Consider the following 23,060-nt stretch of genomic DNA (forward strand, 5'->3'; position numbering starts at 1 on the left):
TTTGTGCCCGCCCCTGTAGGAGCTGCCGCAGGCTGCGATCTTTTGATCTTGAACATCAAAGTCAAAAGATCGCAGCCTGCGGCAGCTCCTACAGGTCAATTCGCAAGCACGGGTTTGACTCATGGCCTTCTCTGACCGAAGCTTGCCCCTCTGCTAAAGAACACCCGTTCACGGAAATCGCATGCCTCAGTCCCGCCGCTACCTGCTCATCAGCCTTGGCCTCGTGCTGATCATCGTCGTTGCCTGGTTATCTCTGCGCTCCACCGCCCCGGTAGTGCCCGAGGCGATCAAGCGCGGCTACAGCGAAGCCCTGACGGCGGCCCGCTCCGGGCAGCCCGGGGCGGCACGGCAGTTGTACCAGCAATTGGGGCGCCCGGACTTGTCGGCCAAGCGCAGCGTCTGGCTGCTGGCCGAACTGCCCAACTATCCAAGCCCACAAGCGCTGAAACTGGCCGACGCACACCTGCAGAACGAAGCCCCGGAAGTCCGGCTGGCAGCGATTCAAAGTGTGGTCGGGCTGGTGCCTGGCGGGCAACGCAGCCTGCTGCTCGGGCCGATGCTCGACGATGAAGATCAAAACGTGCGTTTTGCCGCGATCAACGCCCTCCTCGGTCTGACGCCAGATGAGCTGGGTCTGTATTTCGCCCCGTTGCAGCAAGCCATCGATGGCTGGGAACAAGTGCTCAAGGGCCAACCGGAAAGCGCCGCCACCTTTGCGCAGCTGGCGCGCCTGTATCTGCACAACGCCGAGCTCAAACAGGCGCAGCAAGCGCTGGACAACACGCTGCGTCTGGAACCGGGCAACCTGCCGGCGCTGGTGATGCAAATCGATGTGCTCGATCGCCAGGGTCAGAGCGACGCCGCGCGCCAGTTGCTCGCCAAACAACTGCAGGCCCAGCCGGATTCCGCCTATCTGCAACACGCCTTGGGCCTGTGGCTGTTGCACCACGGCCAGCGCGAATTCGCCCTGCTCGGCTTGTCCAAAGCCGTCGAACTGGAACCGGACAACAAGGATTACCGCTACGACCTCGCCACCACCCTGCATGCCGCCGAAGAACTGGAAGCGGCGCAAAAACAATTGCAGGAAGTCGTGCAGCGCCACCCCGCCGACCGTAAGGCTCGGGTGCTGTTGATCAATTACTGGAAGGAAAGCGGACAGTTGCAGAACGTGCAGATTCTGCTGGCGCAACTGGAGCAGATGAACCCCGACGACCCGGCCCTGCAGCAGGGACTTTGAGCCGTTGGCCGCTGATTCAATGACACTTTGCTATCGAAACCTCGGAACCGTCATGAGCGGCAGCGGTCAAGTAATCAGGTAGAGCACAACGGCTGGTACAGCCTGCTGCCTCGATTCCCCTAGTCATGAGAGGGCATTCTTTGTCTACGTCCAACGAGTTGATCAGTGCAAAAGCCGCCACCGGCATCATTGGCCTGGATGACATCCTCGCCGGTGGTCTGTCCCGAGGGCATGTGTTTTTGCTCGAGGGTGAACCCGGTACAGGCAAAACCACCGTCGCGTTGCATTTCCTGTTGGCGGGCGCCCGTGCCGGCGAACGCTGTCTGTACATCACACTGTCGGAAACCGAGCGTGAACTGCGCCAGGGCGCAGCCTCTCACGGCTGGGAACTGAACGAGAACATCGAGATTTTCGAGCTGACACCGCCGGAAAGCCTGCTCAACGCCGAACATCAGCAAAGCCTGCTGTATTCCTCAGACCTTGAGCTCGGTGAAGCCACCAAGCAGATTTTCGAGGTGGTCGAGCGCTTCAAACCGACCCGTGTAGTGCTCGACAGCCTGTCGGAGATCCGCCTGCTGGCGCAAAGCTCGCTGCGTTACCGCCGGCAGATTCTGGCGATCAAACATTACTTCGTGCGTTACGACGCCACGGTCCTGCTGCTTGACGACCTGACCACCGAGTCCCTCGACAAGACCGTGCACAGCGTCGCCCACGGCGTCATCCGTCTCGAGGAGCTGACCCCCAATTACGGCGCCGAGCGCCGCCGCGTACGCATCATCAAGTACCGCGGGCAAAAGTACCGTGGCGGTTACCATGACTTCACCATCATGGGCGACGGGGTCCATGTATTTCCGCGCCTGGTCGCTGCCGAACACCGTGGCGACTATCCACGCCTGCAATTGACCAGCGGCATCAAGGAAATGGACGCCCTGCTCGGTGGTGGCATCGAGACCGGTTCCAGCACATTGATCCTGGGCCCGGCCGGTACCGGCAAATCGCTGATTTCAATGATCTTTGCTGCCGCTGCCGTAGCACGCGGTGAAAAGGCAGCGCTGTTCATCTTTGATGAAGAGCTGGGTCTGCTCTTCGAGCGGATGAAAAATATCGGCATCGACCTCAAGGCCCTGCAAGCGACCGGCAACCTGCTGATCGATCAGGTGGACGCCGCCGAACTGTCCCCCGGCGAGTTCTCGCACCGGGTGCGTCGCTGTGTCGATGAGGGCAACATCAAGACCGTCGTGATCGACAGTATCAACGGCTATCAGGCCGCGATGCCGGAAGAAAACGCGCTGGTGCTGCACATGCATGAGTTGCTGCTGTATCTGAACCGCAAAGGTGCGGCGACATTCATGACGGTTGCCCAACATGGTCTGGTCGGCGACATGCAGGCGCCGGTCGATATCACTTACCTGGCCGACACGGTGATCCTGCTGCGCTACTTCGAAGCCATCGGCAAAGTCCGCCGAGCCATTTCCATTATCAAGAAACGCACCGGCAACCACGAGTCGACCATCCGTGAATTCCGCATTTCGGGCCAGGGCATGACCATTGGCGAACCGCTGGAAGCGTTCCAGGGTGTGTTGCGGGGCGTACCGACTTACCTTGGCGCCAGCAATCCGCTGTTGCGGGAAGAAGCCTTGTGACAGCCTCCGTTTCACTGCCGGAACGGGCGCTGATTCTCGCGCCCATGGGCCGCGACAGCCAAGTGGCGCTGATGATCCTCAATGAGGCGGGTTACGGCGGGGTCATCACCCCGGATCTGGGCGCATTGTGCGCTGAACTGGAACCTGGCGCCGGGCTCTTGTTGATTGCCGCCGAAGCGTTGCGCGGCCCGGAACTGGAAACGCTTCTGCATTTTCTGGAGCAGCAACCGGCCTGGTCGGATCTGCCGATCGTCTTGCTGACGCACCACGGCGGCCCCGAACAAGGCCCGTCTTCTCGCCTGAGTGAATTATTGGGCAACGTGACCTTTCTCGAGCGTCCGTTTCATCCGGCGACCCTGGTCAGTCTGGTATCCACCGCCCTGCGCGGGCGACGACGACAGTACGAAGCCCGTGATCGCCTGATCGATCTGAGTGAAAGTGAACGGCGCCTGCAATCAACCCTTGAAACCCTTGAGCAGCAAGTCGAGGAACGCACCGCCCAGCTTCGCCACAACGAGGAAGCCTTGCGCCAGTCGCAGAAAATGGAAGCGGTCGGTCAGCTCACCGGCGGTATTGCTCACGACTTCAACAACATGCTCACCGGGATCATCGGCAGCCTTGAATTACTGCGCCGGCGACTGGCTCGCGGGCGCCTTGATGACCTCGACAGCCTGATCGATCTGGGCGTCACCTCAGCCAACCGCGCCGCCGGCCTGACCCACCGTTTGCTGGCATTTTCCCGCCGGCAATCGCTGGACTCCAAAGCCGTGCAGATGAATACCCTGGTGCTGTCGATGGGCGAGTTGCTGCAACGCAGCCTCAACGAAAGCATTCAGCTCGACATGCGCCTGAACGACGATTTGTGGGTCGCTGAAGCCGACCCCAATCAACTGGAAAGTGCCCTGCTCAACCTGGTGCTCAACGCCCGGGATGCGATGCCCGAGGGTGGCAAACTGGTGGTCGAAACCAGCAATCAGGTCCTTAAACAGGAGTTCACCGAGGCCTACACCAACCTCGAACCTGGCGAGTACGTCATGCTCAGCGTCACCGACAACGGCAGCGGCATGCCACAGAGCGTGATCAACCGCGCGTTCGACCCATTCTTCACCACCAAACCGATCGGCCAGGGCACCGGTTTGGGCCTGTCGATGATCTATGGCTTCAGCAAACAGTCCCGTGGTCACGTCTCGATCGACAGCGAAATCGATCAGGGCACCACGGTCAAACTGTACCTGCCGCGCTTCCGCGGCGAGGAACTGGAGCATCCGGTGTCCGCTGTTCAACAGGCCCCGGAGGCGATGGACGGCGAGACGGTGTTGATCGTCGAAGACGACCCTGCCGTGCGCGTGCTGGTCAGTGCAGTGCTCAGTGAGTTGGGTTATGCATTTGTCGAAGCCGGCGATGCCGATGGCGCCTTACCGATCCTCAACTCGACGCAGCGCATTGATCTGTTGATCAGTGACGTCGGCCTGCCGGGCATGAACGGCCGGCAACTGGCGGAAATCGGTCGGCAGTACCGGCCGGGGCTGAAGGTGCTGTTCATTACCGGTTATGCCGAGCACGCCGCTGTGCGCGGCGGGTTCCTCGACCCGGGCATGCAGATGATCACCAAGCCGTTCACCTTTGATCTGCTGACCGCCAAGGTCCGCGAGATGATCAAGAACTGACCCCCAAAAACGCCTGTAGGAGCTGCCGCAGGCTGCGATCTTTTGATCTTGTTTTTTAAAATCAAAAGATCGCAGCCTGCGGCAGCTCCTACAGGGGCATTTCAGTGTTTTTGATCAGGCCAGCAATTCCTGAATCTTTTCCTGCAACACGTCCAGATCGAACGGTTTTTCCAGGATCGGCGCCTTGCTGGTGATCGGGCTGCCGGTCTCGCGGATTTCCTGCGGGTAGCCGCTGATGAAGATTACTTTCAGGTCCGGACGCAGCTTGACTGCCGGCTCGGCGATCTGCACGCCGGAGATCCCGCCCGGCAGGCGGAAGTCAGTGATCAGCATGTCCAGATGCGGTTTGCTCGCGAGAATCTCGAACGCCTGCTCGCCGTTTTCGGCCTGCAACACGCGGTAACCCTGCCCCGACAGGTAGTCTGTCAGCACCATCAAGATAACCGGTTCGTCCTCGACGACGAGTACTACATCTTGTGCATCTACGCTCATGGGAAGCCTTTGTTCGGTCAATAGCTGCTGATACGACCGTGCGGTCACTCAGAGGTTGCGTCGGATATGCCGTTTTCCTGGATTGGCAGACAAACGCGAAACAGGGCGCCTTCGTTGATTTGACTCTCGACGACGATGGAACCGCCATGGGCGGCGACGATCTGCTCGGAAATGAACAGACCCAGCCCGAGACCAGCCACTACCGTCTTGGCGGAAACCCGTTCGAACTGTTGAAAAATACGTTTCTGATTCTCTTCACTGATGCCGATGCCGCGGTCCTGAACTTCGACCCGCGCCTCATCACCTTCACGGTACACCCGCACCTGGATCGGGCTGCGACCTCCGTAACGCAGAGCATTGGTCAGCAGGTTGGAGACCACTTGCTCGATGCGGAACTCGTCCCAATAACCTTCCACCGGCCCGGACGCAGTGAACGACACTTCGGTCTCGGCGGCTTCTATCTGCTGGGCGAAATTCTGCAGCAGGTTGCTCACCAGTTGCACCAGATCGAATCGCTCCGGACGGATCGACAACTTGCCGGTACGAATCCGCGAGACGTCGAGCATGTCTTCGATCAGACGGATCAGGCTTTTGATCTGGCGCTCGTCGCGATCGACCATCGCGTGCATCTTGTCGAGGGTGAACGCTGCAGCGTTGTCCCGGGCCAGGTGCATCTTGCGCAATTGGGTTTCGAGTATCAGGCCATTGAGCGGCGTGCGGACTTCGTGGGCGACGATTGACATGAAGTCATCGCGCATACGCACCGCCTGCTCCAGTTCCAACTGAGTGCTCTGCAACTGTTGCAGCAGCGCTTCCTGCTCGCGGCGCGCCTGCTCCAGGGCTTCGACCTGTTGCTTCATGGCCTTGCTCTGGCGGTACAGGTCGACGAACACGTTGACCTTGCTCTTCACCGCGTGAATGTCCAGCGGCTTGTGCAGGAAGTCCACCGCCCCGCTCTCATAGCCCTTGAACGCGTAATTGAGTTCGCGGCCGGCGGCGCTGACGAAAATGATCGGGATGTTTTTGGTTTTCTCGGTGCCGCGCATCAACTCGGCGAGTTCAAAGCCGTTCATGCCCGGCATCTGTACATCGAGGATGGCCATGGCGAACTCGTGTTGCAGCAGCAGCGAAAGTGCTTCGTCCGCCGACAGCGCCTTATACACCGTGCGGTCCTCGCGCTTGATCAGCGCTTCGAGGGCCAGCAGGTTCTCCGGCAGATCGTCGACGATCAGCAATTTGGCCTGGATATTACTCAGCATGCGATTCGTTCCAGCTCGACAAGCAGACGGCCGATGCCGTGAATGGGTAGGACATGGTCAGGCTGCTGAATCTTCAGCGCAGCCAGAGGCATGGTGGCGACCTGCGCGTCCTGCGGGTCTTGAACAATGGTCAGTCCGCCGCGCCGTTTGACTTGCGCCAGACCGCGAGCACCATCGTGATTGGCACCGGTCAGCAACACGGCAGCCAAGGTTGCGCCGTAAGCATCAGCGGCGGATTCAAACAGGTAGTCAATGGCTGGCCGGGAATGGTGCACGCGGTCTTCAAGACTCAGCGACAGACTGCGATCCTGCTCAACCGACAGGTGGTAACCGGGTGTCGCGAAGTAAACCGTACCGGGAGCGATGTCCTGTTTGTCGGTCGCCTCTTCCACCGGCAGCATCAACCGTCGGGCAAAGACTTCGGCCAACTGGCTGCGGCGCTCTTCCGGCAGGTGCAACACGACAATGATTGGCAGCACATAGCCTTGGCGCAGCGGCGCGAGCAGGGTCAGCAGGGCCTCGACCCCACCAGCCGAAGCGCCGACCACGATGGCCTCGACACGAGGCAAATCCAAGGCATCGTTCATAATTTGCGGTAGATCCGTTCTTGTTTGACCAGCGGCTCGAACTGATTCGAGTAGCCGGAAAAATCCAGCGTTTCCTTGCTGCCCAGCACCAGAAAGCCACGGTGGCACAGCGATTCATGAAACAGACCGAAGGCACGGTCCTGAAGTTTCTTGTTGAAGTAAATCAGTACGTTGCGGCAGGAAATCAATTGAGTTTCGGAGAACACACTGTCGGTCGCCAGGCTGTGATCGGCAAAGGTCACGTTCTCGCACAGGCTCTTGTCGAAAATCGCGTAGCCGTAGGCTGCGGTGTAGTAATCGGCGAAGGAGCGCTGGCCGCCGGCCTGCTGATAATTGGCGGTGTAGGCGCGCACGTTCTCCATTGAGAAAATCCCCTGCTTGGCCTTGTCCAGCGAGCGCGGGTTGATGTCGGTGGCGTAGATGATCGTACGCTCGAGCAGGCCTTCCTCGCGCAGCAGAATCGCCATCGAATAGACCTCCTCACCGGTGCTGCACCCGGCGATCCAGATCTTCAGCGACGGATAGGTCCGCAGCAGCGGCACCACTTCCTGGCGGATCGCCAGAAAGTGCGACGGATCGCGAAACATCTCGCTGACCGGGATCGTCAGCAATTGCAGCAGCTGCATGAACGCAGTCGGATCGTGCAGCACTTTCTCCTGCAACGCCGAGATCGTCGCGCACTCGAACTGGCTCAAGGCGTGCTGCACCCGGCGCTTGATCGAAGCGCCCGAGTAATCACGAAAATCGTAGCTGTACTTGAGGTAGATCGCCTCAATCAACAAGCGTAATTCGATTTCGCTGTTGCGCTCCACGGAGTGACTGCTGTCCACTAAATGCGTTCCATCTTCGGTAACCACACGCGAATCAACGAGAACAGGCGATCCAGGTCGATGGGCTTGGCCAGGTAATCGTTGGCGCCCGCCTGCAGGCAGCGCTCCTGATCGTCTTTCATGGCCTTGGCCGTCACCGCAATGATCGGCAGCTTGCGCCAGCGCGGATCCTTGCGGATTTCAATGGTGGCTTCAAAGCCATCCATCTCCGGCATCATCACGTCCATCAGCACCAGATCGATGTCCTCGACTTCATTCAACTTATCAATCGCTTCGCGACCATTACGGCCGATCACCACGACTGCACCTTTGTGTTCCAGCGCACTAGTCAGGGCGAAGATGTTGCGTACGTCGTCGTCCACCAGCAACACCTTGCGGCCTTCGAAGACCTTGTCGCGACTGCGGGCGGTCTTGAGCATCTTCTGCCGTTCATGGGACAACTGCGATTCGACTTTGTGCAGAAAGAGTGTGACCTCATCCAGCAGGCGTTCCGGCGAGCGCGCGCCCTTGATGATGATCGAACGCGAATACTTGCGCAGCTCGGCTTCTTCATCGCGGGTCAGATTGCGCCCGGTGTAGACGATTACTGGCGGGAACGAGCAGATGTCCTCGGTGGACATGCGCTTGAGCAGATCGTTGCCGAGCATGTCCGGCAACTTCAGGTCGATCACCATGCAGTCGTAGATCGTGGTACGCAGTCTCTCCAGCGCATCCTGCGCCAGACCGACGGCCGTGATCTCGATGTCATCGTCACCAATCAGGCGGGCAATGCTTTCGCGCTGCAGATCGTCATCTTCGACCAGCAGCACGCGTTTGACTTTCTGGGTCAGCTTGGCTTCGAGACGGGCGAACACGTCCTTGAGCTCTTCACGGGTGGTCGGCTTGACCGCATAACCGATCGCGCCCATGTGCATCGCCGCTTCAACGCGGTCCTCGACCGAGATCACATGCACCGGGATGTGCCGGGTTTCGGCATGTTCTTTCAGGCGTTGCAGCACCGTCAGCCCGGAATGGTCCGGCAGGCGCATGTCGAGCAGGATCGCATCCGGTACGAATTCGCGAGCCAGGTCGTAACCTTCGTCGGCACCGTGAGCCACCAGGCACTGGTAACCCAGTTCGTGGGCCAGATCGTAAAGAATGTGGGCGAAATTCGGCTCGTCCTCCACCACCAGAATGCAGCGCGTGGCGAACGGTGCCTTGCCACGGTCGTCGGCAAAGCGCGGGATGTGCACCGGGGCCATGGGCGAAACCGCAATCGACGGCGGCGCCACCGGGGCCGGACTCGATACCGGCGGCGGCGTAAAGGACAACGGCGCGGACGGTGTGTCGCACGGCTCGCTGTATTGCTGTGGCAACACCAGGGTGAACACGCTGCCCTGCCCCGGCACGCTGCTGACGCTGATCGAGCCGCCGAGCAAGGCCGCCAGATCCCGCGAAATCGACAGACCAAGACCGGTGCCACCGTACTTGCGGTTGGTGGTGCCGTCAGCCTGGCGGAACGCTTCGAAGATGCTTTCCTGCTGATCCGCGGCGATACCGATCCCCGAATCGCGCACGATGAAGGCAATGCGCTCGTCTGGCTGGCCGGCGATGGTCAGGCTGACCGCGCCGTGCTCGGTGAACTTCACGGCGTTGGACAGCAGGTTCTTGATCACCTGCTCCAGGCGCTGGCGGTCGGTGTACAGCATGATCGGCGCATCCGGCTGCAACTCGACGCTGAAGGTCAATTGCTTGTCCGCCGCCAGCGGCTCGAACACGCTGCGCAGGCCGTCGGCCAGCCGCGCGACACTGGTGTTTTCCGGGATCACTTCCAATTTGCCAGCCTCGACCTTGGAAATGTCGAGAATGTCGTTGATCAGGTTCAGCAAATCGTTGCCGGCGGAATAGATCGACTCGGCGAACTTGACCTGCTCGGCCGTCAGGTTGTCCTGCGGGTTCTCGGCCAGCAGCTTGGCGAGGATCAGTGAACTGTTCAGCGGCGTGCGCAGTTCGTGGGACATGTTGGCGAGGAATTCGGACTTGTACTTGCTCGAGCGCTGCAGCTCCTCGGCGCGCTCTTCAAGCTGCACCTGAGCCTGATTGAGTTCGGTGTTCTTCTGGTCCATGGCGTCGCGCTGCTCGGCCAGGGTTTGCGCCTGTTCGGCCAACTGCTCGTTGGTCTGTTCCAGCTCGACTTGCTGGGTTTCCAGATGCGCCTGGGATTCCTTGAGAATCCGCGACTGTTCTTCCAGCTCTTCGTTGGCGGTTTTCAGCTCTTCCTGCTGCACCTGCAACTCTTCGTTGAGCTGCTGGGTTTCGGCCAGCACTTCCTGCAGACGCTGGCGATAACGCGCCGCTTCGATCGAGGTGCCGATGTTGCCGGCAATCAGTTCCAGCAAATCGATATCGCGGTCGGTGAGCGGACGCAAGAAGCCCAGCTCGATCACGCCGTTGACCCGGTCGTCATCACTGGTCGGCACCACCAGCACACTGCGCGGCAGGCCCGCGCCCAGGCCGGAGCTGACCTTGAAGTAGTCGGCCGGAACCGAATCCAGACGAATCAGTTGCCCCTGCTGGGCCACCTGGCCGACGATGCCTTCGCCGCTGTAGATCTGCTGATCCTTTTCTTCCTGCTCGCGGGAGAATCCGTAGGACGCCACGCGCTTGAGGCCGCCGTGTTCTTCACGCACGTACAGCGCCGCCACCGCCGTGCCGAGGTATTGCGCGCAGAACTGCAGAATATTGCGCCCCAGCAGGTTCAGCGTCAGTTGCCCCAGCACCTGCTCCGCCAGCTCGGTCTGGCCGCTGCGCATCCATGCCTGGCGTTCCAGCCGCTCGGCGCTGGCCTGTTGCGCGGCGAGAGTGGCGCTGTAGCTGTCAGACAGACGAACCAGATCACGGCGACCGACATACGCCAGCAAACCACTGATCCCGGCGATAAACAGCAGGTACAGGGTGATGCTCCAGATTGTGGTGCGGCGCACCTCTTCGTTGCGCGTGGTGCGCAACTGTTGCTCCATGTCGATCACGTCTTCGAATTGCTTGCGGATCTCGTCGGTCAAGCGCTTGCCGCGCCCGGCCTTGACCGCACCCCGGTAATCACCGCTGGAGCGCTGCAGATCGATCATCGACTGCGCGTAATTGGCCCACTCGACCTGCAACGCCTGCAGACGCCGCAACCGGTCGGTCTGCACCGGGTTGTCGGCGGTCAGTTCGAGCAAGGTGTTGAGGGCCACGTTGATCCGCGGCTTGGCGGTCTCGTACGGGTCGAGGAAATGCTCATCGCCACTGAGCAGGAAGCCGCGCATGCCGGTTTCTAGATCAACCGTGAGTTTCACCGCTTCGTTGGCGTTATTGATGACGCGATCGGTGTGCTCCACCCACTGGATCACCGACAGCAGATAAGTAATCAGGGATACAAAGAACACGGCGCTGAGTGCGCCAACGCCCAGCGGCAATCCGATGTTGCGCGTCAGGAGTTTGCGAAACCGTGTTTCATCAATCGAAGACGGAGTGGGCATGGGGCGGCCTTGTCGAACTGTCGAAACCCGGGAGTTTGCCCCAAAACGGTCGTATGGATCCATTTTTCTGACTGCTTTGGCAGCAATTTCCTACATTTTCCTGCGCTTACCGAGCACCAACCGTTATCCTTGCGCCGCGAAGAGCAGCTAATCTTTTTTCCGTTGAATCGGGAACTTGTGGCCATGCGCCACTTACTCATGCAAGAGCCCGGCATTTTCGACCGGTCGCCATTCCGATTTCCTTTTTTGAGAGCACCCATATGTCCACCCCAGCGCCCACCATCCTTGTAGTAGAAGACGACGACATCGTACGCATGCTCATCGTCGATGTGCTGGAGGAACTGGAGTTCAGGGTGCTGGAGGCGGACGACGGCGAGTCTGCGCTGAATATTCTCGGGGATCAGAGCAAGGGTATCGACTTGATGATGACCGATTACGGCCTGCCGGGCATGACAGGCAGTGAACTGGCCGGCAAGGCACGTGAACTCCGCGCCACCCTGCCCGTCCTGTTCGCCAGCGGTTACGCCGAAAACATCGACGTACCTGCCGGCATGCACGTGATCGGCAAACCGTTCTCCATCGATCAATTGCGTGACAAGGTCAAGGGCATCCTGGGCCAGTGATTGGCCTTGATCCGGCAGCGGCTGCAGATGTGGTCTAATTGCGCGCCATTTTTAGCCGCCTGCCTGCAAGGAACACCTGTCAATGACTGCATCCCCCGCCACCAAAGTTCTGGTCATCGGTTACGTCTGGCCCGAACCGCGCTCTTCGGCAGCCAGCGGGCACGTGATGCAGATCCTCGATACATTCCTGCAGCAAGGCTGGGACATCACCTTCAGCAGCCCGGCCGGCCCGGGCGAGCACAAGGCTGACCTGACCGCACTGGGCATCCGTGAGGTGCCGATCGAACTCAACAACAGCAGCTTCGATGTTTTCATCCGTGAACTGGCGCCGGATATCGTGCTGTTCGACCAGTTCATGATGGAAGAGCAATTTGGCTGGCGCGTCGAGAAGCAATGCCCGGATGCCTTGCGGGTGCTGGAGACTTCCGACCTGCAGAGCCTGCGCCACGCCCGCCACCAACGGCTCAAGGAACGTTTGAAAGACGACCCGGACAATCAGGACTTCAGCGCACTGTTCGCGCCGGCGCTGCGCGAAGAGTTCGAGTTGATGGCCGATACCGATCTGGCCAAGCGGGAAGTCGCCGCGTTGTACCGCTGCGATCTGAATCTGATGATTTCCGAAGTGGAAATCCAGTTGCTGGTCGAACAGTTTCAAGTCCCTGGCGAACTGCTGCACTGGTGCCCGCTGATGCTCGACCCCCCGCGCGGTTCGTTCATTTCCTTTGAAGAGCGCGCGCACTTTCTGAGTATTGGCAACTTCCGTCACGCGCCCAACTGGGACGCCGTGCTGTGGATGAAGACCGCCGTCTGGCCGCTGATCCGCCAGCAATTGCCCGGCGCTCAACTGCATATCTACGGCGCCTATACGCCGCCCAAGGCCACTGCCCTGCACAACGCGGCGCAGGGGTTTCATGTGATGAACTGGGCAGAAGATGCGCTGCAAGTGATGTCGCAAGCCCGGGTTTGCCTGGCGCCTTTGCGCTTTGGCGCGGGGATCAAGGGCAAGCTCGTCGATGCAATGCTCTGCGGTACACCCAATGTCACCACGCCCATCGGTGCCGAAGGCATGTGCGGTGCGCTGTCATGGCCGGGTGAAGTGGCGCTGTCGGCCCAGGCCCTGGCCGATGCCGCGGTCGCTCTGCACGAAGACCAACAGCGCTGGACTGACGCACAGCAGGCCGGCGTCGCGTTGTTGAACGCGCGCTATCGGCAGGCTGATCACGGCCCGGCGCTGATCGCTCGCTTGCACTATTGCCGCGATAACTTGTCAGCATTACGGCGCGCCAACTTTACTGGCAGCATGTTGCGTCACCACTTGCACAAAAGTACCCAATACATGGCGCAGTGGATCGAAGCCAAAAACCAGAAAAGTTGATAAACCAAAACTGAGAAAGCGCAGCACCAACACTTTGCAAAGAGTGCTGACTTGTACTTTTGTCCGCTTGCATAAAAGAATAACTTCCGAAGTGACCAAACAATGTGACTGGTCGGAATAAAACTTTATCTGCAACGGAATGCATCATGAGCAACTACCCTTTGAAAAACTGGATGGCGTCCGCACCCGGTATCGACCAACTGACCCTGGGCGAAGTGGTCTGGCCCGGAGCCCATAACGCCGGGCTGGATTACGACTTTTCGTATCCGGCGTATCTGCAGCCGGCAAAAAACTGGTTTGTTTGCCAGGATGGCCCGTTCATTCAGCAACTTAACGAAGGCGTGCGCGCTTTCGACGTGCGCCTGCATGCCGATGAACACTGGCTGGGCATCAAGAAATTCCATACGTTTCATGGCTTGAAACTGTTCCGGGGGCGTGCCTTGAGCGAACTTGTCAAAAGTCTCAACGTCTTCCTCAGTGATAACCCGAACGAGTTCATCGTATTGGACATACATGAACTCAAGGGCATCAATAATCAACTATTCGATTACAAGGGCTTGCACGAAGTCATCACCATGGAGTTGGGTTCGCGGCTTATTCCCAGAAACAATAGCCAGCTGACCATTGAACAACTTAAAAAGATCAGTCCGGTACAGCGAGTGGTGCTGGCAAGCGACTCGCACCCCGATTTCAGGTCGCCCCTGTACTGGCCGAAAATCCGTCATGAGTGGAGCGGTTCAGATATCACCTCTGCCGAGCAACTCAAGCAACACATCACACGAACACTGGCCAATCCGCCGCCGTCCGGCAGCCTCTGGTCGTTATCGGCCACCAGCTATGGCGAACTGGCCGGCGTAAAGCGGATCACCCACGAACTCAATCAATGGTTTGGCCCGGACTCGGGTTGGGCGCCAAAGTGCAGCATTATCAATGCCGATTTCGTCGGTGCCACGCGGCTGGCGGAATATTGCCAGCAGATCAACCATGCCAAAGGTCTGGTCAAGGCCCGGGGTTGAGGTGCTGGAACTGTCCGTGACGCGCGTGCATGATGAGCATCCGGACATAACAACAGAACGTATCGGACATGACTCGGGCTACCAGAATCACTGATCCCTCCTACGAGCTGATGGACGATCACAACGGGTTGTCCATCATCTACCGTCAGCATGGTTTTCCCTGCCCTTTAGTGCGCTGGCATTTTCACAAGGAATACGAACTGCACCTGATCGTCGCCAGTTCCGGCAAGGTCTTCATCGGCGACTACATCGGCAACTTTTATCCGCAAACACTGTTCCTCACCGGGCCTAATCTGCCGCACAACTGGATCAGCCAGGTGGCCGAAGACGAAGTGGTGGAAAAGCGCGACATGCTGGTGAACTTCACCGATGAGTTGTTCGACAGCGGGCACCAGGTGTTTGCCGAACTCAAGACCCTGGCGCCGCTGCTGGAGCGCGCGCAATACGGCATCGAGTTTCGCGACAAAGACACGATCCGCCAGGCCATGACGCTGATGCAGCGAATTGCCGATACGCGCGGGATCACTCGTCTGGGGCATTTTTTCATTCTGATGGAGTTGCTGGCGGCGACAGACGACTATCAGTTGCTGTCCGGCGCCACCAACACGCAACTGGCCGACGAGCACAACATCGACCGCACCAACCGCGCCGTCGATTTCATCTTCGACCATTACGCCCGGGAGCTGACGCTGGAAGAAGTCGCCGAGCATCTGGGGATGAAGCCGACCTACTTCAGTCGCGTATTCAAACAGGCCACCGGGCGCAACTTCATCGAGTTCGTCAATCGCCTGCGCATCAGCAAATCCTGCGAACTGCTGGCCGACGGCGACAAGCCAGTGACCGAGGTGTGTTTCGAGTCGGGGTTCAACAATATTTCCAACTTCAATCGGCGCTTCCAGCAACTCAAGGGCATGACGCCTTCACACTATCGACGCCTCGCGGTGCAGCGCCTGACCGAACAGAATCACGCTTGATAGCCACATCAAAAGATCGCAGCCTGCGACAGCTCCTACACCGATCCCTGTAGGAGCTGTCGCAGGCTGCGATCTTTTTTGCCAGTGCAAAAAAGTATCGGTTCAAGTGCGATGGATGATTTGTCAGCCTGTCGATTGAGGGCTGTAATCAGCACACATTCTTCCTGCACAGGAAGACACAAAAACAATAACTGTCCTTCTGCTTCCCAACGGACGCAGAAAAGGAGTGCACGATGCAACCCACTGCAAAAGCTCTGCTTGCCCTCACTTGCATGACCCTCAGCAGCGTCAGCCTTGGTGCCCAGACCCTGACCATCGCCACCGTCAACAACAGCGACATGATCCGCATGCAAAAACTCTCGAAAACCTTCGAGGCCGAGCATCCGGAGATCAAGCTCAATTGGGTGGTGCTGGAAGAAAACGTGTTGCGCCAACGCCTGACCACCGACATCGCCACCCAGGGCGGGCAGTTCGACGTATTGACCATCGGCATGTACGAAGCCGCACTCTGGGGCGCCAAAGGCTGGCTGGAACCGATGAAGGACTTGCCGGCCAGTTACGCCCTCGACGACGTGTTCCCGTCAGTGCGCGAAGGGCTCTCGGTCAAGGGCTCGCTGTACGCTTTGCCGTTCTACGCCGAAAGCTCGATCACCTATTACCGCACCGACCTGTTCAAGGACGCCGGTCTGACCATGCCCGAGCGTCCGACCTGGGAACAGATCGCCGGCTTCGCCGAAAAACTCACCAACAAGGACAAAGAGCAATACGGCATCTGCTTGCGCGGCAAGGCCGGCTGGGGCGAGAACATGGCGCTGATCACTACCGTCGCCAATGCCTACGGCGCGCGCTGGTTCGATGAGAAATGGCAGCCGGAATTCAAGGGTCCCGAGTGGAAGAACGCACTGAACTTCTACGTCGACACCATGAAAAAATCCGGCCCGCCAGGTGCTTCCAGTAACGGTTTCAACGAGAACCTCGCGCTGTTCAACAGTGGCAAGTGCGCGATGTGGGTGGATGCGTCTGTCGCCGGTTCGTTCGTCACCGACAAGACCCAGAGCAAAGTCGCCGATCACGTCGGCTTTACCTTCGCCCCGCATCAGGTCACTGACAAAGGTTCGGCGTGGTTGTACTCGTGGGCACTGGCGATTCCGACCAGTTCCAAGGCCAAGGACGCCGCCAAGGCCTTCAGTGCCTGGGCGACCTCCAAGGAATATGGCGAGCTGGTAGCCAAGACCGACGGCATCGCCAACGTGCCGCCAGGCACCCGCGCCTCGACCTACAGCGATGCTTACATGAGCGCGGCGCCGTTCGCCAAGGTCACGCTGGAATCGTTGAAAGCGGCAGATCCGAGCAAACCGACGCTGAAACCGGTGCCGTACATCGGCATTCAACTGGTGACCATTCCTGAATTCCAGGGCGTAGGCACCCAGGTCGGCAAGCTGTTCTCGGCAGCGCTGATCGGCCAGACCACGGTGGATCAGGCCTTGGCCGCCGCGCAGCAAACCACCGAACGCGAGATGAAGCGCGCGGGTTATCCCAAGTAACCAGTACTTGACCTGTGGGAGCTGGCTTGCCAGCGATGGCGATTGAACAGCCAACATCAATGTCGGATGTGCCTGCCTCATCGCTGGCAAGCCAGCTCCCACAGGGTTCGCGTCGATGTCAGGACGGTTGTCTTTCCTGAACATGTATCTGCACCCAACCGGTTGTGATCACCATGAATACTTCAACTGCCAAAGCCCACCTCGACCTGGCGCAACCCCAGCGCAAAGTCCGCGTACGCAATCCCGGCTGGTTTCTGGTCAGCCCTTCGGTGGCCCTGTTGCTGCTGTGGATGATCGTGCCGCTGGGCATGACCATTTACTTCTCGATGATTCGCTACAACCTGCTCGATCCGGGGGTGAACGAGTTCGTCGGGCTGGAGAACTTCAGCTATTTCCTCACCGACTCAGGCTTCTTGCCCGGCGCCACCAACACCCTGTTGCTGGTGGGCAGCGTGCTGCTGATCAGCGTGGTGTTCGGTGTGTTGATCAGCGCGTTGCTCGAAGCCAGCGAGTTTCTCGGCCGCGGCATCGTGCGGGTGATGCTGATCTCGCCGTTCTTCATCATGCCCACGGTCGGTGCGCTGATCTGGAAGAACCTGATTTTCCATCCGGTCTCGGGGATTCTCGCCTACGTCTGGCGGCTGTTCGGCGCCGAGCCGGTGGACTGGCTGGCGCACTACCCGCTGCTGTCGATCATCATCATTGTCTCGTGGCAATGGCTGCCCTTCGCGATCCTGATCCTGATGACCGCCATGCAGTCCCTCGACCAGGAACAGAAGGAGGCCGCGCGCCTGGATGGCGCTGGCCCCGTCGCGATCTTCTGGCACCTGACCCTGCCGCACCTGGCGCGGCCGATTGCCGTGGTGGTGATGATTGAAACGATCTTCCTGCTGTCGGTGTTCGCCGAGATTTTCACCACCACCAACGGCGGCCCCGGCTACGCCTCGACCAACCTCGCCTACCTGATCTACAACCAGGCGCTGGTGCAGTTCGACGTCGGCATGGCCTCGGCGGGCGGCTTGATTGCCGTGGTCATCGCCAACATCGCCGCGATCATTCTGGTGCGGATGATCGGCAAAAACCTGACTGACAAAGCCTGAGGCCTGCCATGACCCTTCAACAATCCCGCCGGCTGCAAAGCCTGCTGCTCGGCACCCTGGCCTGGGCCATCGCGATCGTGATTTTCTTCCCGATCTTCTGGATGGTGATGACCAGTTTCAAAACCGAAATCGACGCGTTCGCCACGCCGCCGCAGTTCATCTTCACGCCGACGCTGGAGAACTACCTGCACATCAACGAGCGCAGCGACTACTTCAGTTTTGCCTGGAACTCGGTGGTGATCTCGTTCAGTGCCACGGCGCTGTGCCTGCTGATCGCGGTGCCCGCCGCCTACTCGATGGCGTTCTACGAAACCCAGCGCACCAAGGGCACGCTGCTGTGGATGCTCTCGACCAAGATGCTGCCGCCGGTAGGTGTGCTGATGCCGATCTACCTGCTGGCCAAGAGTTTCGGCCTGCTCGATACGCGTATCGCGCTGATCGTGATCTACACGCTGATCAACCTGCCGATCGTGGTCTGGATGGTTTACACCTACTTCAAGGACATTCCCAAGGACATCCTTGAAGCCGCCCGCCTCGACGGCGCCACCCTCGCCCAGGAAATGCTCCGCGTGCTGCTGCCGATCGCCAAGGGCGGCCTGGCCTCGACCGTGCTGCTGTCGCTGATCCTGTGCTGGAACGAGGCGTTCTGGTCGCTGAACCTGACGTCGTCGAAAGCCGCGCCACTGACCGCGTTGATCGCCTCGTACTCCAGCCCCGAAGGCTTGTTCTGGGCCAAGTTGTCAGCGGTCTCGACCCTGGCCTGTGCGCCGATCCTGATCTTTGGCTGGATCAGCCAGAAACAACTGGTGCGCGGCCTCTCATTTGGCGCCGTGAAATGAATCAAAAGCAAAAGATCGCAGCCTTCGGCAGCTCCTGCACAGTATCAGCCATCCCGCTGTAGGAGCTGCCGAAGGCTGCGATCTTTTGATCTTAAAAAAACAACAATGCGGAGGCCCATCACCATGGCCAACCTGAAAATCAAGAATCTGCAAAAAGGCTTCGAAGGCTTCTCCATCATCAAGGGCATCGACCTTGAGGTGAACGACAAGGAATTCGTAGTTTTCGTCGGCCCGTCCGGCTGCGGCAAATCCACCTTGCTGCGGCTGATCGCCGGTCTGGAAGAAGTCAGCGGCGGCACCATCGAACTCGATGGCCGCGACATCACCGAAGTCAGTCCGGCCAAGCGCGATCTGGCGATGGTGTTCCAGACCTACGCGCTGTACCCGCACATGACCGTGAAAAAGAACATGTCGTTCGCCCTTGATCTGGCCGGCGTGCCAAAAGCCGAAGTCGAGAAAAAGGTCGGCGAAGCGGCGCGGATTCTCGAACTGGGGCCGATGCTCGAACGCAAGCCGAAACAGCTCTCCGGCGGTCAACGGCAACGGGTTGCCATCGGCCGCGCCATCGTGCGCAATCCGAAAATCTTCCTGTTTGACGAGCCGCTGTCCAACCTCGACGCCGCCCTTCGCGTGCAAATGCGTCTGGAGCTGCTGCGCCTGCACAAGGACCTGCAAGCCACGATGATCTACGTGACCCACGACCAGGTCGAAGCGATGACCATGGCTGACAAGGTGGTGGTGCTCAATGGCGGCAAAATCGAGCAGGTCGGCTCGCCGCTGGACCTCTATCACAACCCGGCCAACCTGTTCGTCGCCGGGTTCCTCGGCACGCCGAAAATGGGTTTCCTCAAGGGCAAGATCGCCCGCATCGACAGCCAGAGCTGCGAGGTTTCACTGGACGCTGGCACGCGCATCACCCTGCCGTTCAATGCCGCCAACCTGAGCGTGGGCAGCGCGGTGACCTTGGGCATTCGCCCGGAGCATCTGGAACTGGCGCAACCGGGCGACTGCACCCTGCAAGTCACCGCCGACGTCAGCGAGCGCCTGGGCAGCGACACCTTCTGCCACGTCACCACCAACGCCGGCGAAGCCCTGACCATGCGCGTACGCGGTGACTTGGCGAGCCGCTACGGCGAGCAACTGAACCTGCACCTGGACGCCAGCCATTGCCACCTGTTCGACGCCGACGGCGTGGCGCTGACCCGCCCGCTGCGCGCCGCGGCTTGAACCTCGAGACTTGTACGATGAAACTCAATAAGCAAAATTTGCAGCGCCTCGCCCCCGAGGTGCAACTGCCGGCCTACAGCCTCAGCGACACCCGCCAGGGCATCGCGCACATTGGCGTCGGCGGCTTCCATCGCGCGCATCAGGCGTATTACACCGATGCACTGATGAATACCGGTCAGGCGCTGGACTGGGCAATCTGCGGCGTTGGCCTGCGCACTGAGGACCGCCGTGCCCGCGACGATCTCAAAGAGCAGGATTACCTGTTCACCCTGTTCGAACTCGGCGACAGCGACGACACCGAAGTGCGGGTGATCGGTGCGATTCGCGACATGCTTCTGGCCGAAGACGGCGCGCAGGTGCTGATCGACAAACTCGCCGATCCGCAGATCCGCATTGTCTCGCTGACCATCACCGAGGGCGGTTACTGCATCGACGACAGCAACGGCGAGTTCATGGCGCACCTGCCGCAGATTCAGCACGATCTGGCCCATCCGCTGGCGCCAAAAACCGTGTTCGGCTTCCTCTGTGCAGCGCTGGAAAAACGCCGTGACACGGGCACACCAGCGTTCACGATCATGTCCTGCGATAACCTGCCGCACAACGGCGCGGTGACCCGCAAGGCGTTGCTGGCCTTCGCCACCCTGCGTGACCCGGGGCTGCGTGACTGGATCGCGCAAAACGTCAGTTTTCCCAACGCCATGGTCGATCGCATCACACCGATGACCAGCACCGCGCACCGCCTGCAACTGGCCGACAAACACGGCGTCGACGATGCCTGGCCGGTGGTCTGCGAGCCGTTTGTGCAGTGGGTGCTGGAAGACAAGTTCGTCAACGGTCGCCCGGCCTGGGAACAGGTTGGCGTGCAGTTCACCGATGACGTTTCGCCCTACGAAGAGATGAAGATCAAACTGCTCAACGGCAGCCACCTGGCCCTGACTTACCTGGGTTTTTTGAAGGGCTATCGCTTCGTCCACGAGACCATGAATGACCCGCTGTTCGTACGCTACATGCGCGCCTACATGGACCTTGACGTCACCCCGCAACTGGCGCCGGTGCCGGGCATCGACCTGACCGACTACAAGGACACGCTGGTGGCGCGCTTTTCCAATCAGGCGATCGCCGATCAACTGGAGCGGGTGTGTTCGGACGGTTCATCGAAATTTCCGAAATTCACTATTCCGACGATCAATCGCTTGATTGCCGATGGCCAGGAAACCAGGCGCGCAGCGTTGGTGGTGGCGGCCTGGGCGTTGTATCTGAAGGGCGTGGATGAAAATGGCGACACCTATACGATTCCGGATCCACGGGCGGAATTTTGTCAGGGACTGGTGGCGGATGATGCGTTGATCACCCAGCGCTTGTTGGCGGTCGAGGAAATTTTCGGCACGGCGATTCCACGTTCGGCGGCATTTGTGGCGGCGTTTGAGTGGTGCTGCAACAGCTTGCGTGAGGTGGGTGTGACGCGCACGCTGGAGCGGGTGCTGGCTGAGTGATGCGGTGAAACCACCGACGCCATCGCTGGCAAGCCAGCTCCCACAGGGTTTTCAATCGTTGATGAATTTTGCGTACAACCGAGAACCTGTGGGAGCTGGCTTGCCAGCGATTGGCTTCACCTTGACTCACCTGACACCCTGAGGACCTCACTGTGACCACCCGACAACTCTTCCTCGGCATCGACTGCGGCACCCAGGGCACCAAGGCGATCATCCTCGATGCGGCCAGCGGTCAGGTGCTCGGCGAAGGCGCCGCCACGCACACGATGATCAGCGGCGCCAATGGTCGCCGCGAGCAGGACACCCGACAGTGGCTCGACGCGTTCGCCCTCGCCTCCCGCCGCGCCCTGCTCGCAGCCAATGTCGACGGGCAGGCGATCCTCGGCATTGGTGTCTCCGGCCAGCAACACGGCCTGGTGCTGCTCGACGATCAGGGCCAGGTGCTGCGCCCGGCCAAGCTGTGGTGCGACACCGAAACCACGGAAGAAAACGAGCGCCTGCTCAAACACCTCGGCGGTGAACAAGGCGCGCTGGAGCGCCTCGGCGTGGTCATCGCGCCGGGCTACACCGTGTCGAAACTGCTGTGGACCAAAGAACAACACCCGGAGGTGTTCTCACGTATTGCGCGGATTCTGCTGCCCCACGATTACCTGAATTTCTGGCTCACCGGGCGCGCCTGCAGCGAGTACGGCGACGCTTCCGGCACCGGCTATTTCAACGTGCGCAGCCGCCAGTGGGACTTGCAGTTGCTGCGTGACATTGACCCCACCGGTCGCCTGCAAGCGGCATTGCCGGAGCTGATCGACGCGCATCAGGCGGTGGGCACGCTGCTGCCAGCGATTGCCGAGCAGTTGGGCCTCAACCCGAATGCACTGGTCGCCAGCGGCGGTGGCGACAACATGATGGGCGCCATCGGTACCGGCAACATTCAGCCCGGGGCGATCACCATGAGCCTCGGTTCCTCCGGCACGGTGTACGCCTACGCCGAGGCGCCGCAGGTCAGCGCGGATGCTTCGGTCGCGACGTTCTGCTCATCCAGCGGCGGCTGGTTGCCGCTGATCTGCACCATGAACCTGACCAACGCCACCGGCGCAATCCGCGAACTGTTCAACCTCGACCTGGAGCAGTTCAATCAACTCGTGGCCCAGGCGCCCATAGGCGCGGAAGGCGTGAGCATGCTGCCATTCCTCAACGGCGAACGCGTCCCCGCCCTGCCCCATGCCACCGGCAGCCTGCACGGCTTGACCCTGAGCAACCTGACCCAGGCCAATCTGTGTCGCGCCGTGGTCGAGGGTACGACCTTCGGTTTGCGTTATGGACTGGATCTGTTGCGCCGCAATGGTTTACAAAGCCGCGGCATTTGCCTGATCGGCGGCGGCTCGAAAAGTGCGGTGTGGCGGCAGATCGTCGCCGACATCATGGACACCCCGGTGATCTGCACCGAACACAGCGAAGCCGCAGCCCTCGGCGCGGCGATTCAGGCAGCGTGGTGCAAGTCCTGGTCAAACGGCCACGAAGACACTTTGGCCGATCTGTGCCAGCGCTGCGTGAAGCTCGATCTGCACAGTGAAACCCTGCCGGTTGCCGCCCATGTCGCGGCGTTCCAGCAGGCCTATGAACGCTATCAACAGCATGTCGCAACCCTATAAAGAGC

18 protein-coding genes are annotated in these 23,060 nt (G+C 59.9%); 13 read left to right on the plus strand and 5 right to left on the minus strand.

The features are described 5' to 3' along the window. The first annotated feature begins 181 nt into the window (after positions 1-181). The 3 genes from GTQ41_RS14075 (at position 182) to GTQ41_RS14085 (ending at position 4,547) form a co-directional block, all read left to right on the plus strand. Entirely contained in the window at positions 182-1,237 is a 1,056-nt protein-coding gene (locus tag GTQ41_RS14075; protein WP_047294601.1) for a tetratricopeptide repeat protein, read from the plus strand. Positions 1,238-1,377: 140 nt separating this feature from the next. Beyond that, a complete protein-coding gene (locus GTQ41_RS14080; RefSeq protein WP_047294604.1) occupies positions 1,378-2,880 on the plus strand; it encodes an ATPase domain-containing protein in 1,503 nt (500 codons plus the stop codon). Next, on the plus strand, positions 2,877-4,547 hold the full coding sequence (locus GTQ41_RS14085; RefSeq protein WP_047294605.1) for an ATP-binding protein: 1,671 nt from the start codon (positions 2,877-2,879) through the stop codon (positions 4,545-4,547). Before GTQ41_RS14080 ends, GTQ41_RS14085 begins: the two co-directional genes overlap by 4 nt. A gap of 114 nt (positions 4,548-4,661) precedes the next feature. Here GTQ41_RS14085 and GTQ41_RS14090 read toward each other — a convergent pair whose 3' ends face one another. Genes GTQ41_RS14090 through GTQ41_RS14110 form a run of 5 tightly spaced genes read right to left on the minus strand, consistent with a single transcriptional unit; the run spans position 4,662 to position 11,215 of the window. Further along, positions 4,662-5,039 (minus strand): response regulator, encoded by a 378-nt coding sequence (locus tag GTQ41_RS14090; protein WP_016774860.1) that lies wholly within the window; start codon positions 5,037-5,039, stop codon positions 4,662-4,664. Positions 5,040-5,083: 44 nt separating this feature from the next. Beyond that, a complete protein-coding gene (locus tag GTQ41_RS14095; protein WP_041064291.1) occupies positions 5,084-6,298 on the minus strand; it encodes a hybrid sensor histidine kinase/response regulator in 1,215 nt (404 codons plus the stop codon). Next, a complete protein-coding gene (locus GTQ41_RS14100; RefSeq protein WP_047294607.1) occupies positions 6,292-6,885 on the minus strand; it encodes a chemotaxis protein CheB in 594 nt (197 codons plus the stop codon). The genes GTQ41_RS14095 and GTQ41_RS14100 overlap by 7 nt, the downstream gene beginning before the upstream one ends. Further along, positions 6,882-7,715 (minus strand): protein-glutamate O-methyltransferase CheR, encoded by an 834-nt coding sequence (locus GTQ41_RS14105; RefSeq protein ID WP_041064296.1) that lies wholly within the window; start codon positions 7,713-7,715, stop codon positions 6,882-6,884. The genes GTQ41_RS14100 and GTQ41_RS14105 overlap by 4 nt, the downstream gene beginning before the upstream one ends. Next, positions 7,715-11,215 (minus strand): response regulator, encoded by a 3,501-nt coding sequence (locus GTQ41_RS14110; RefSeq protein WP_047294608.1) that lies wholly within the window; start codon positions 11,213-11,215, stop codon positions 7,715-7,717. The genes GTQ41_RS14105 and GTQ41_RS14110 overlap by 1 nt, the downstream gene beginning before the upstream one ends. Positions 11,216-11,475: 260 nt before the next feature. Here GTQ41_RS14110 and GTQ41_RS14115 point away from each other — a divergent pair, with 260 nt between their 5' ends. The 10 genes from GTQ41_RS14115 to xylB all read left to right on the plus strand — a co-directional run bounded on the left by GTQ41_RS14115 (position 11,476) and on the right by xylB (position 23,055). Further along, positions 11,476-11,838: a response regulator gene (locus tag GTQ41_RS14115; RefSeq protein ID WP_047294609.1), complete on the plus strand. Its 363-nt coding sequence runs from the start codon at positions 11,476-11,478 to the stop codon at positions 11,836-11,838. An 82-nt stretch (positions 11,839-11,920) separates the two neighbouring features. Beyond that, positions 11,921-13,213 carry a glycosyltransferase gene (locus GTQ41_RS14120; RefSeq protein ID WP_047294611.1) on the plus strand — a complete coding sequence of 431 codons (1,293 nt, stop codon included), beginning with the start codon at positions 11,921-11,923 and terminating at the stop codon, positions 13,211-13,213. Between the two features lie 146 nt (positions 13,214-13,359). Continuing rightward, the gene (locus tag GTQ41_RS14125) at positions 13,360-14,229 is read left to right on the plus strand and encodes a phospholipase (protein WP_047294613.1); all 870 of its coding nucleotides are present in this window, start codon (positions 13,360-13,362) and stop codon (positions 14,227-14,229) included. Positions 14,230-14,297: 68 nt separating this feature from the next. Next, positions 14,298-15,203: an AraC family transcriptional regulator gene (locus tag GTQ41_RS14130; RefSeq protein ID WP_041064319.1), complete on the plus strand. Its 906-nt coding sequence runs from the start codon at positions 14,298-14,300 to the stop codon at positions 15,201-15,203. Positions 15,204-15,436: 233 nt separating this feature from the next. Then, the gene (locus tag GTQ41_RS14135; protein ID WP_047294617.1) at positions 15,437-16,747 is read left to right on the plus strand and encodes a sugar ABC transporter substrate-binding protein; all 1,311 of its coding nucleotides are present in this window, start codon (positions 15,437-15,439) and stop codon (positions 16,745-16,747) included. 173 nt (positions 16,748-16,920) lie between these two features. Continuing rightward, positions 16,921-17,847: a carbohydrate ABC transporter permease gene (locus GTQ41_RS14140; RefSeq protein ID WP_047294620.1), complete on the plus strand. Its 927-nt coding sequence runs from the start codon at positions 16,921-16,923 to the stop codon at positions 17,845-17,847. An 8-nt stretch (positions 17,848-17,855) separates the two neighbouring features. Beyond that, positions 17,856-18,686, plus strand: a complete 831-nt coding sequence (locus GTQ41_RS14145) for a carbohydrate ABC transporter permease (protein ID WP_047294621.1) — start codon at positions 17,856-17,858, stop codon at positions 18,684-18,686. A gap of 123 nt (positions 18,687-18,809) precedes the next feature. Continuing rightward, on the plus strand, positions 18,810-19,913 hold the full coding sequence (locus GTQ41_RS14150; protein ID WP_047294623.1) for an ABC transporter ATP-binding protein: 1,104 nt from the start codon (positions 18,810-18,812) through the stop codon (positions 19,911-19,913). A 17-nt stretch (positions 19,914-19,930) separates the two neighbouring features. Then, positions 19,931-21,406 (plus strand): mannitol dehydrogenase family protein, encoded by a 1,476-nt coding sequence (locus GTQ41_RS14155; protein ID WP_047294624.1) that lies wholly within the window; start codon positions 19,931-19,933, stop codon positions 21,404-21,406. A gap of 152 nt (positions 21,407-21,558) precedes the next feature. Further along, on the plus strand, positions 21,559-23,055 hold the full coding sequence (xylB, locus tag GTQ41_RS14160) for a xylulokinase (protein ID WP_047294626.1): 1,497 nt from the start codon (positions 21,559-21,561) through the stop codon (positions 23,053-23,055). Positions 23,056-23,060 lie beyond the last annotated feature (5 nt).

Source organism: Pseudomonas sp. AN-B15, from assembly GCF_019056475.1.
GTDB lineage: Bacteria > Pseudomonadota > Gammaproteobacteria > Pseudomonadales > Pseudomonadaceae > Aquipseudomonas > Aquipseudomonas parakoreensis.